The organism is Deltaproteobacteria bacterium, from assembly GCA_020845775.1.
GTDB lineage: Bacteria > Bdellovibrionota_C > UBA2361 > SZUA-149 > JADLFC01 > JADLFC01.
This window is the reverse complement of sequence record JADLFC010000045.1, coordinates 1-9,343: the sequence shown is the minus strand read 5'-3', so window position 1 is coordinate 9,343 and position 9,343 is coordinate 1. Positions and strand designations below refer to the sequence as shown.

11 protein-coding genes are annotated in these 9,343 nt (G+C 46.9%); 1 reads left to right on the top strand and 10 read right to left on the bottom strand.

The window, feature by feature from the left end; genetic code table 11:
- From IT291_03125 to rho, 9 genes are all read right to left on the bottom strand, one after another.
- Positions 1-692, bottom strand: a 692-nt coding sequence (locus IT291_03125; GenBank protein MCC6220214.1) for a tetratricopeptide repeat protein, incomplete at its 3' end; no start/stop codon positions are given.
- A 12-nt stretch (positions 693-704) separates the two neighbouring features.
- Positions 705-1,268 (bottom strand): bifunctional nuclease family protein, encoded by a 564-nt coding sequence (locus IT291_03120; protein ID MCC6220213.1) that lies wholly within the window; start codon positions 1,266-1,268, stop codon positions 705-707.
- Positions 1,269-1,297: 29 nt separating this feature from the next.
- Complete coding sequence (gene miaB / locus IT291_03115; GenBank protein ID MCC6220212.1) at positions 1,298-2,734, bottom strand: tRNA (N6-isopentenyl adenosine(37)-C2)-methylthiotransferase MiaB; 1,437 nt, start codon at positions 2,732-2,734, stop codon at positions 1,298-1,300.
- A gap of 23 nt (positions 2,735-2,757) precedes the next feature.
- Positions 2,758-3,654, bottom strand: a complete 897-nt coding sequence (locus IT291_03110) for a hypothetical protein (GenBank protein MCC6220211.1) — start codon at positions 3,652-3,654, stop codon at positions 2,758-2,760.
- Entirely contained in the window at positions 3,635-4,111 is a 477-nt protein-coding gene (locus IT291_03105; GenBank protein ID MCC6220210.1) for a hypothetical protein, read from the bottom strand. The genes IT291_03110 and IT291_03105 overlap by 20 nt, the downstream gene beginning before the upstream one ends.
- A 17-nt stretch (positions 4,112-4,128) precedes the next feature.
- Complete coding sequence (locus tag IT291_03100) at positions 4,129-4,488, bottom strand: hypothetical protein (GenBank protein MCC6220209.1); 360 nt, start codon at positions 4,486-4,488, stop codon at positions 4,129-4,131.
- A 35-nt stretch (positions 4,489-4,523) separates the two neighbouring features.
- A complete protein-coding gene (locus tag IT291_03095; protein ID MCC6220208.1) occupies positions 4,524-5,936 on the bottom strand; it encodes a sigma-54-dependent Fis family transcriptional regulator in 1,413 nt (470 codons plus the stop codon).
- Entirely contained in the window at positions 5,933-6,649 is a 717-nt protein-coding gene (locus IT291_03090) for a HAMP domain-containing histidine kinase (protein MCC6220207.1), read from the bottom strand. The genes IT291_03095 and IT291_03090 overlap by 4 nt, the downstream gene beginning before the upstream one ends.
- A 47-nt stretch (positions 6,650-6,696) precedes the next feature.
- Positions 6,697-7,944 carry a transcription termination factor Rho gene (gene rho / locus IT291_03085; protein ID MCC6220206.1) on the bottom strand — a complete coding sequence of 416 codons (1,248 nt, stop codon included), beginning with the start codon at positions 7,942-7,944 and terminating at the stop codon, positions 6,697-6,699.
- Positions 7,945-8,390: 446 nt separating this feature from the next.
- Here rho and IT291_03080 point away from each other — a divergent pair, with 446 nt between their 5' ends.
- Positions 8,391-8,756 carry an HU family DNA-binding protein gene (locus IT291_03080; GenBank protein ID MCC6220205.1) on the top strand — a complete coding sequence of 122 codons (366 nt, stop codon included), beginning with the start codon at positions 8,391-8,393 and terminating at the stop codon, positions 8,754-8,756.
- A gap of 172 nt (positions 8,757-8,928) precedes the next feature.
- Here IT291_03080 and IT291_03075 read toward each other — a convergent pair whose 3' ends face one another.
- The gene (locus IT291_03075; protein ID MCC6220204.1) at positions 8,929-9,105 is read right to left on the bottom strand and encodes a hypothetical protein; all 177 of its coding nucleotides are present in this window, start codon (positions 9,103-9,105) and stop codon (positions 8,929-8,931) included.
- Positions 9,106-9,343 lie beyond the last annotated feature (238 nt).

Genomic DNA, 9,343 nt, shown 5'->3' with positions numbered 1-9,343 from the left:
GCCACCAATGCTTCTACAGATAAAACTCGCGAACTGCGCGCTAATTCGAGCAAAATCTCGCGCCCCTCGGCTCTAGTCTCCGCCTGAGTTAGCAGCATCTTGGCGCGCATCAATTGAGAAACTTCGCCTAAGAAACTACTAGCTCGATATTTGCCCGAATAGCCCTCTCTGGCAAACGAAGCATTTTGTGAGTCAGAAAACTCGGCAATATTTTCAAGCGCCTTCTCGACATCATTTCCCAAAAATTTAGCCTTAGCAGTATAGAGACTGACCAGTTTAGCATAAACGCTATCTGAATAGCTGCTCTTGATAGCTTCAAATTTCTCTTCGTAGGGTGACTGTTTTTCTGCTGAGTCCTTATCGGCAGTATCGGAAACGGGCTTCGGCGCGTCATTTCTAGTTTCGCGCAAACTATCGACGAATACAGAAAAGTCATTTTGCGCCGCTACGAAATAATTCGAGGCTTCGTTTGCTTTAGCAACCTGGCGCTCCTGGTACTTGCCACCGAGCCAAACTGCTAACAAAACAAAACCAATGGCCACTAAAACCCTTTGCCAATTTCTCGCCAAAATCTCGGCGACGCTCTCGTTAACCCCGTCTACAGCGCGCAGATGTTCTAGGAGTTCATCATAGCCAGAATTTTCTTTGGGGGAACTCGAGTGCTCCTCCTTATTTTCCTCAATTCGTGTCACAGTAGTAAAACCTCACATTTTATACTTAAAATCATCCGGATCCATCTCGGCTAGAATCTCTGCCCACTTGTCCTTCTCTATGTTGGCAAAATTCTTCCCCTCAACCTCCTGCACCAGCACCTCCTCGCTTAAATCCTCCATCTCGTCGGGATTAACCGAAACTAGTGCAACCTGCGCCTCCTCTAATACAGCCCTGGCAACTAATATCGGGGCGCTTACGCGAACGCCCAAAGCTATTGCATCGCTCGGCCTCGCATCTATAACTCGCAGCGTTTCGCCTACGCGAATTTCAATGCTTGCCAAAAAAGTGTTCTCTTGAAGCGCACTAATTACAATCCTAACTACATTGCCGTTTAGTTCTTCAATTACGTTTCTTAGCAAGTCATGTGTCATGGGCCTAGCAACTTGAACCTTTTTTACAGCCGACACTATTGCCGTAGCCTCTGCAAGTCCTATCCAGATAGGAAGGCATTTGTCGCCATTTGGATCCTTTAATATCACTATGGGCGCATTAGTAGCTGGATCTAACACTAAACCCGCTACGAACATCTCTACTTCATCTACAGTCTTTTTCATAAATTTCTATTCCAGTCTCACCATTGCGCTTATCCCGGCATGTTTAGTGCATCACCTCGCATGCCGTGCTCGGAAGCATGCGTAATCCTCACGTCGACTAAGGCACCTGCTAACGCCCTATAATTGCTCAATTCTACCCAGGCATTTTGCGAAGTTCTACCGCGCACAGTGCCAGAGCCGTATTTCCCCTCTCCCTCAACAAGCACTTGAACACAGTTACCGACCATTCTCGAATTGCATGCCAGGTTCATTTCATCCTGAATTTTTTGTAACGTCAATAGACGATCCTTGGCTATTTCCGGCCTAACCTCCTCGCTAATATCAAAATCGCTAGCTGCTGCCGTGCCTGGCCGACGCGAATAGCTAAACGAATAGGAAAAGTTAAAGCTGACTGTACGCATTACTTCAAGAGTCTGTTCGAAGTCTGCATCAGTTTCTGTAGGAAAACCAACGATAATATCAGTAGAGATGGCAATATCCGGGCAATATTGTTTAAGCTCATTGACAATATCCAAATAGCGCTTCACTCTGTAGTTTCGATTCATTAACTTTAAGATTCTGTCACTCCCAGATTGCAGAGGCAAATGTATGTGGCGGCAAAGCTTAGGAATTTCCTCAAATAACTTCATGAACGCCGGCCGCACTTCCTGGGGATGTGGACTAGTAAAGCGAATGCGCTGAAGTCCGTCGATCTCGGCGATGCGCCTAATCAAATCCTCAAACGACTGTCTTGGGCTAAGGTCGCGCCCATAAGAGTTAACGGTCTGCCCTAACAGTAATACCTCTCGCGCTCCCTGCCTAACCTTAAGCCTAAGTTCCCTCTCAATTTCATTAGGCAAACGGCTGACCTCTGATCCTCTAGTTTTGGGAACTACGCAAAAGCTACAATTCTTACTACAGCCCCGCTGCACCGCTACTAAAGCCCGCACGTTATAGAGGGCCGAAGATTGCGGAGTATGACTCTCGACTACTTCGCCATCCGGCAAAAAACCATCCGGCAAATCCTCCCACTCTTCCCTATAGTCAACAACTACTTGCCGCCGGCGCCCATCTCGAACTCCTGCAATGATCGACGGCACCAGCGAGAGATTATGAGTCCCAACTACAAAGTCAACGAAGGGATATTTCTTAATAATGGTAGTCCCCTCTGCTTGCGCTACGCAACCCCCAACGCCAATAACAGCACTTGGCTTCTTAAGCTTAAAATCCCGCAAAGTTCCGAGTAAGCTAATAAACTTTTGCTCAGCCTTATCCCTAACGCTACAGGTATTTATAAACACAACATCGGCATCATCCAACCTGTCACTAATGACATGTGAGCCAGCTAATAATGTGCAAATCTTTTCGGAATCATATTCATTCATCTGACAACCATAAGTCTTGATGAACAAAGATTGCACCCTATTCCTTAAGGGCACCTCTCCACCGGTTTTGCCGCCACTAAATGTTCGCTCTAAGTCATCCATAACAACGCTAATCCGAAATACACTTAATCTACCAAGCGCACCCGCGGAACAAAGCTTCCGCCAGAAAGTACCGGAACCACCCTATCGATATTAACCCGAACGGCTCGACTCGCCCCCGGCTGCAAATTTAATCCCTCAAGCCTTACTACCTGCTCCTGGGCAGCATTTTTAGCATGACCATTCCAACCCTCAGTTAAACTCTCTCCTTCCGCCACCCACACAAAACCAGTCGCCAACAAAACGTCATTTACAACGCCAAGCGTCGCATTGCGAATGCTAGCCGTAACGGCGTACCGCATATTACAGGGCTTAACGTCGCAATCGAGCGCTGTGCTTTCCACCTCTACATTTTCTAAAATAACGCGACCATCTCCAGACCCTCTCTTAATAGTTTCCTGAGAATCGGCATTAGCTTTAACATCCACGTCCCCGCTAACGGCCTTCGCCTTCTCCCCCGCTACCGGCAGAGCAAGGCGAGCCGAATCATCTCCCCAAGCACACTGAACCTGATACTCGCTCAAGCCAGCAGCTTTCATAGAAAAAAGCAAGATAGCCGACTTTCCAGCATATATGCGGTCTGCAGAAAGCTCCTGAGAAAGGTTTTTTAGCTCCCTCTCAATTGGCGTCCCATCGCTTAAGCCAACCAGAGCAACCGCCACCTTTCGAGCGTCTAAAGTCGTCTGCGCAGTTACCTTCACATTGACGTGCAAGACCCCCGCCTCATCGACAAAGGCCTGATTCACCTCTACAGCTAAAGGTGCAGGTAGCTCCTCGGACTCGTCGCCTGAGTAAGTTAAGTCCCCATCGCCACTATCAAACAATTTACTAGACAGCGAACTAAACGAATACCGTGCAGAGCAGCCCAAACAAAACAACGAAACGACAATTAACAGAACTAACCTAGCTCTCCTCAACGACAATACCTACCTCCCTCAGTAACCACTCGCCTTCGGCTGCAGAGAACTCCCAAATCTGCTCTTCCTTCCTAGTTTTAAGCAGATAGCTAGGAACTTGATAATAGCGCACGTGAACGCTCACCTTAGCTTCCCCAGACTCTCTGTTCACTTCAATGCCTTGAACATCGGCCTCGGTTAGCTTCTCCTTAGCTCTCAACTCCTTTGCGCGGCGCTGAAAGTCACCGCGCTGTCGCGGCACCACATAGACCGCAGCTAATTCGGCATCCTGCCAGTACAAAGCCTCGTAGAATTTAGTAACTCTTTCGCCAAGCTCCTTAAGATCCTGTGCATCGCCCAACACCAAATTATCCATGCCACCAAACGACATGCTCGCACAGCCGATGCTAGACATCCCGAAGCCCGCAAGACCAAAAATAAGCAATAACGCCCAGCAAGAATTCGTCCTTTTAAAATAAGACATCACAACTCCGATTTTTTTCAATCTAACCCCTGAATGAGCCTATCCAACGACTTGCGATCCTGTCTCGAAAGCCTGTCCATGTCTCCGGCTTTTACCTCCTTACCACGCTCCGGCTCATCCTCTCGCGCTTGCCTGTCCCGAGAGCGCGAAAAAAAACTCCAGTCCGCCTGAGCTCTCGCGCTATCTTCAGCCCCGCCGCGGGTACCCCTTGCGCCCCCCCTTAGCTGACCGGCAAAAGCCGAGGTGTCGCCGCTAATAAACTCTAATATGCTTCCGTACTCGCCCCGCACGTACTCAGCACCAATCGCTACCAAGCTCAGCAAGAAAACAAATATTAAAAACTTCGTTGCAAATGCCCCTTTCGATCCTTGACTCATATTCTCTCAAGTCTCCCAATTAATATTTTTTTCAGTTATTGCTCATTACTTAAGCCATAAAGCTTGACCTTTGTTATCAGATTACTCCTACTGATACCGAGCTCCTTGGCTGCTAAGCTCTTATTCCCTCTAGCCCGCCTTAAACTCTCAAGAATTAACTCCCTCTCAAGCTTCTCCAACGCCACTTTGAGAACGCCCTTGCCCGTCTCCTCTCTCACTTCTAAATCAGCAGTCCTATCCAAAATTCGCTCAGAAATAACATCCATATCCACCTCCTCACTGTCTACACCTAATATGAGCATCCTCTCTATCTCGTTCTCCAGCTCTCGCACGTTTCCAGGCCAAGAGTAACACGACAGAATCTCTACCGCACGCTTAGTTATTGCCTTTTGCCGCTGAGGATATTTTGCCCGCAATCTGTGTAAAAAACTATTAATCAATAAAGGAATATCCTCTCGCCGCTCTGCTAGGGCCGGAAGTTTTATCTGCACCACATTTAAGCGATAATACAAATCCTCTCTAAAGAGCTCTTCCCTAACCATCTTACCTAAATCGCGATTTGTCGCTGCTAATAGGCGAACGTCGACTTTAACCGGCAAACTTCCACCCACGGCCAAAAACTTGCCGTCCTGGAGAACTCTAAGTAGTTTAGCCTGCAACGCCTGAGACATTTCGCCAACCTCGTCCAAAAACAAGGTTCCACCGTGTGCCACTTCGAATAAACCCTTGCGATCCCGAATAGCACCGGTAAACGAGCCTCTCACGTGCCCGAAGAGTTCAGACTCTAGCAAATTATCATTAAATGCAGCGCAGTTTTGCACCACTAGAGGGCCGCCCTGCCTAGCTGAATTATAGTGAATGGCATGTGCTATTAGCTCCTTGCCAGAACCCGTGGGACCTGTAATTAAAACGGGAGAATCGACGAGCGAAACCTTCTTTACAAGTGAAAACACCTCTTGCATCGCGGGGCTCTCGCCAACGATATTTTGAAAATCGTACTCGCGGCAAAGTTGTTTCTTTAATTGCTCGTTTTGCCGCTCCGAACTACCAAGATTTTTGTATAGAGTTTTTAGCCTTAAGGCCGCACGCAGACGCGCGAGCAGTTCTTCTGGTTTAAACGGCTTGCTAATGTAATCGTCTGCACCATTGTCTAAGCCTACAATAATGTCTTCTAGAGTATCCTTGGCACTAAGCAAAACGATTGGCACATAGCGGAGTTCGGGGTGCGCCTTTAGATTGCGCGTGACCTGATATCCATCCCCTCGTGGCATCACTACGTCGAGCAAAATTAATGACGGATCGCAGCTAAGCGCCTTCTCGTAAGCCTCCTCACCCGAGAAAGCGCAGACCACTAAATAGCCGTTATGAGCAAGTATCCGCTCGAGCGCATATAGTGCATCCTTATTGTCATCGGCAATGAGAATCGTCTGCTGGGATACTGCTGTCATTGTTTAGCTGACTTAGCTGTTGCGCTTCCAGGAATCGTAACGACAAAAATCGCGCCCTGATTTAATTCGCTCCTAAGCTCGATACTGCCACCAAGCCTCTCTATGGCTGCTCTGACCAAAAACAAGCCAAAACCACTTCCCTCCTCGGAACAATGCTTTACCTGAGACTTAACCCTATAACCATCCTCGAAAACCTGTCCCTGTTCGGCAAATGGGATCCCCCAACCAGTATCAGCCACATAAAGGACAATCGAATTATTTGCCGCCTTCTCCCCCTGTAGCCAAACCTTGCCGCCTTTTGGCGAATATTTAATCGCATTGGACACTAAATTATTAACGACCTTTCTAAGCAACGTAACGTCGCTAGAAAAACTCTGTGGCAAACGAGCCAAATCTTCGCTTAACGCTACTCCCTTTTGCTCCGCTAGATGGCGGAGACTCGCAATAATCACCCCAAGTTCAGCCCTGACGTCAAACGTCGTCACGCGCAAAGCCTTAGCTCCAGTAGTAAGAGAGCCAGTTTCTAGCAATTCCTGAACGAACTCCTGCAAAAGCTCTGTGCTACTTTGGATTATTGCAACTTGGCGCTTCTGCTGATCGCTTAGCTTGCCGTCAATTTCTGCCGCCAAAACACTTGCTACCGACGAGATGGAGTGGAGCGGAGTTTTTAACTCATGTGCAAAGTGGGAAAGCAAAGCACAAAAACCCGCCATATCGAAATCGACAGCGCATTCTTTTTTGCCTTGCTTCTCCAGAAGCCTTACCCCTTCATCAAATCCAGAAACTCGCGATTGCTCTTGGTTCCCTTCATCTTATCCTTAAGCCATTCCATCGCATCGACGACGTTAAGCGGATTTAGAACCTTGCGTAGAAGCCAAAGCCTCTGCAAATCTTCATCTGGAATTAACAGTTCCTCCTTGCGGGTTCCGGATTTATTAATATCTATTGCTGGAAATATGCGCCTCTCAACTAGCTTGCGATCTAGCACGAGTTCCATATTGCCGGTTCCCTTAAACTCCTCAAAAATAACCTCGTCCATCCTGGAGCCAGTATCTATGAGCGAGGTTCCAATAATTGTCAGACTGCCTCCCTGCTCAATATTTCGCGCTGCGCCAAAAAACCTCTTTGGCTTATGCAACGCATTGGAATCCACACCGCCTGAAAGGATCTTTCCACTGGGTGGAACCACGGTATTGTAGGCTCTAGCTAAACGAGTAATAGAATCCAACAAAATCACGACATCCCGCTTGTGCTCGACCAAGCGCTTTGCCTTCTCAATTACCATTTCAGCAACTTGAACGTGACGAGTTGGCTGCTCATCAAAGGTTGAACTAACCACCTCTCCCCTTACGTTGCGCGACATGTCCGTAACCTCCTCAGGCCGCTCATCTATCAAGAGGACGATTAAAATCACATCTGGATGATTACTCGTAATGGCATTGGCAATGTCTTGGAGTAAAATAGTTTTTCCGGTGCGCGGAGGTGCCACGATTAGCGCACGCTGTCCCATGCCTATTGGACAAAGCAAATCGATAATGCGCGTAGAATAATGCTCGGCATTGTACTCTAAGTGCAAGCGCCTGTCCGGATACAAAGGCGTTAAATTGTCAAAAAGAATCTTGTCTTTTTGCGCTTCGCTGGGCTCAAAGTTAATTTCGTTAACCTTTAAGAGCGCAAAATATCTCTCTCCCTCTTTGGGCGGTCGAATCTGGCCAGCAACCGTATCTCCTGTTCGCAAATTAAAGCGCCGAATCTGTGCAGGCGAAACGTAGATATCATCCGGGCCAGGAAGATAGTTATAGTCTGGCGCACGCAAAAAACCAAAACCATCAGGCAAGGTCTCTAAAACGCCCATCCCATAAATTTGGCCATTAGTCTCAGCTTGCGCTTCCAATATTTCAAATATTAAATCCTGTTTTCTTAGATTGGCCGCACCCTCGATATTTAAATCGTGCGCAATTTTTGCAAGCTCTTGAATATCGTTCTTTTTTAATTCTGCAAGATTCATAGCAGACGGACTCCCCACTTATTTTTCCCTTATTGTTATTTCGACTGATTTGATTGTTGCAAGTTTATCTGAATTTAAACCAACTAGAGATTCCACAACCGCACATCGAACCTTGAGTTAGAATTTAGTTTTCGGCTGAAGTTGTTTTGTGGAAATCGAACCAGTGAATTGATTAATTAGATTACGTTCTAATTTAACACATGCCGCTAAGCGACGTCAACAACTTTTCTTCCAAGCGACGCACCTAAAATATTTACTACTCGCGAAAATGCTTGCTCAAATCGGCGTCTCATGCCAATTTAATTAAGTTAAATGAACTAAAGTCGGTCGCTGCGTTGGCGACTAGAATAGGTCTAGGTTGCATTGTAAACAATATCTTTTAGGAGAATTTTAAAGTGGCTTTTAAAAAAAACTCTTGTTCTACTGAGAAATGCGCGCCGAAGGGCATGAATCTTAAAGCTCCGAGTTCTAAGGTTGTGAGCCCCAAAGGCGCTGCAAAGCAGAAAAAAATAACAAAGCCAAAAAACGGCACCTATTACACCCAGGCAGAGCTGTATGAATGCCTCAAGGATTGTTGTGGCCTTGAAAATCGAAGGGTTGCTAGGAGCGTCTATGATGGTTTTGCTGGAATGATTCAGTCGGCGCTCAAGAAGGGATATAAGGTGCCCCTCCCTGGAATCGGAAAGATTCAGGTAAGGCAAAGCAAGGCGCGGATGGGCAGAAACCCAGCCACCGGGGAAATCATTCGCATACCAGCACGAAAAAGAGTGCGCTTGACTCCCACAAAAGCTTTAAAGGAAGCAGTCCTTTAAGATTTTGCCTGTTTTGTTATTTATCTGTTTCGCTAGGCTAGAAGCTCTCGGGGCTTCGGGTGTTGAGTTTTATGTTGTGGAAGTGAGATAGAGAGAACGCTTAACATTGAATAAAACTTCTTAGAGGAGGGCCGGAATTCTAAACCCCAACGGCCCTCCTCTCGACAACTTACTAATCACCGTATGGGTCACGGTTATTAGTTTTTTTCTCCTTGGGCCGATCCGTTGTTCCATCTGGATCGGAAAAGATATCGATCGTCTCACGACGACCAATATCTTCTAATACTACCAAAGCCCCACAAGTGGGGCTTAAAAAAAGTGACAAAAACTTTAATTTTTTTTTCTTCACTTTTTTCTCCTTTTTTTTAATTCCGAAAATCTCGCCGACTTCCGAACGCTCGGAGCGGCAGTAATTTTTAGAGCAAATTTTTTTGGCGTGCTTTTACTCTAAAAATTACTGCTACTCTCTAACTGCCTCGTCAGGCAGGAGCATAGGTGTCAAGGCTAGGACTGGAATTCGCCTAGGAGAAGCTTAGAAAGTGGAATCGGCCGCATATTTCTTAACCTCATTTCGCGTCCTCTCATCT

Coding starts and splice junctions, on each gene's coding strand:
- IT291_03120 (MCC6220213.1), bottom strand. CDS start 1,268: ATGAAAAAGACTGTAGATGAAGTAGAGATGTTCGTAGCGGGTTTAGTG.
- miaB (MCC6220212.1), bottom strand. CDS start 2,734: ATGGATGACTTAGAGCGAACATTTAGTGGCGGCAAAACCGGTGGAGAG.
- IT291_03105 (MCC6220210.1), bottom strand. CDS start 4,111: ATGTCTTATTTTAAAAGGACGAATTCTTGCTGGGCGTTATTGCTTATT.
- IT291_03100 (MCC6220209.1), bottom strand. CDS start 4,488: ATGAGTCAAGGATCGAAAGGGGCATTTGCAACGAAGTTTTTAATATTT.
- IT291_03095 (MCC6220208.1), bottom strand. CDS start 5,936: ATGACAGCAGTATCCCAGCAGACGATTCTCATTGCCGATGACAATAAG.
- IT291_03090 (MCC6220207.1), bottom strand. CDS start 6,649: ATGGCGGGTTTTTGTGCTTTGCTTTCCCACTTTGCACATGAGTTAAAA.
- rho (MCC6220206.1), bottom strand. CDS start 7,944: ATGAATCTTGCAGAATTAAAAAAGAACGATATTCAAGAGCTTGCAAAA.
- IT291_03080 (MCC6220205.1), top strand. CDS start 8,391: ATGAATCTTAAAGCTCCGAGTTCTAAGGTTGTGAGCCCCAAAGGCGCT.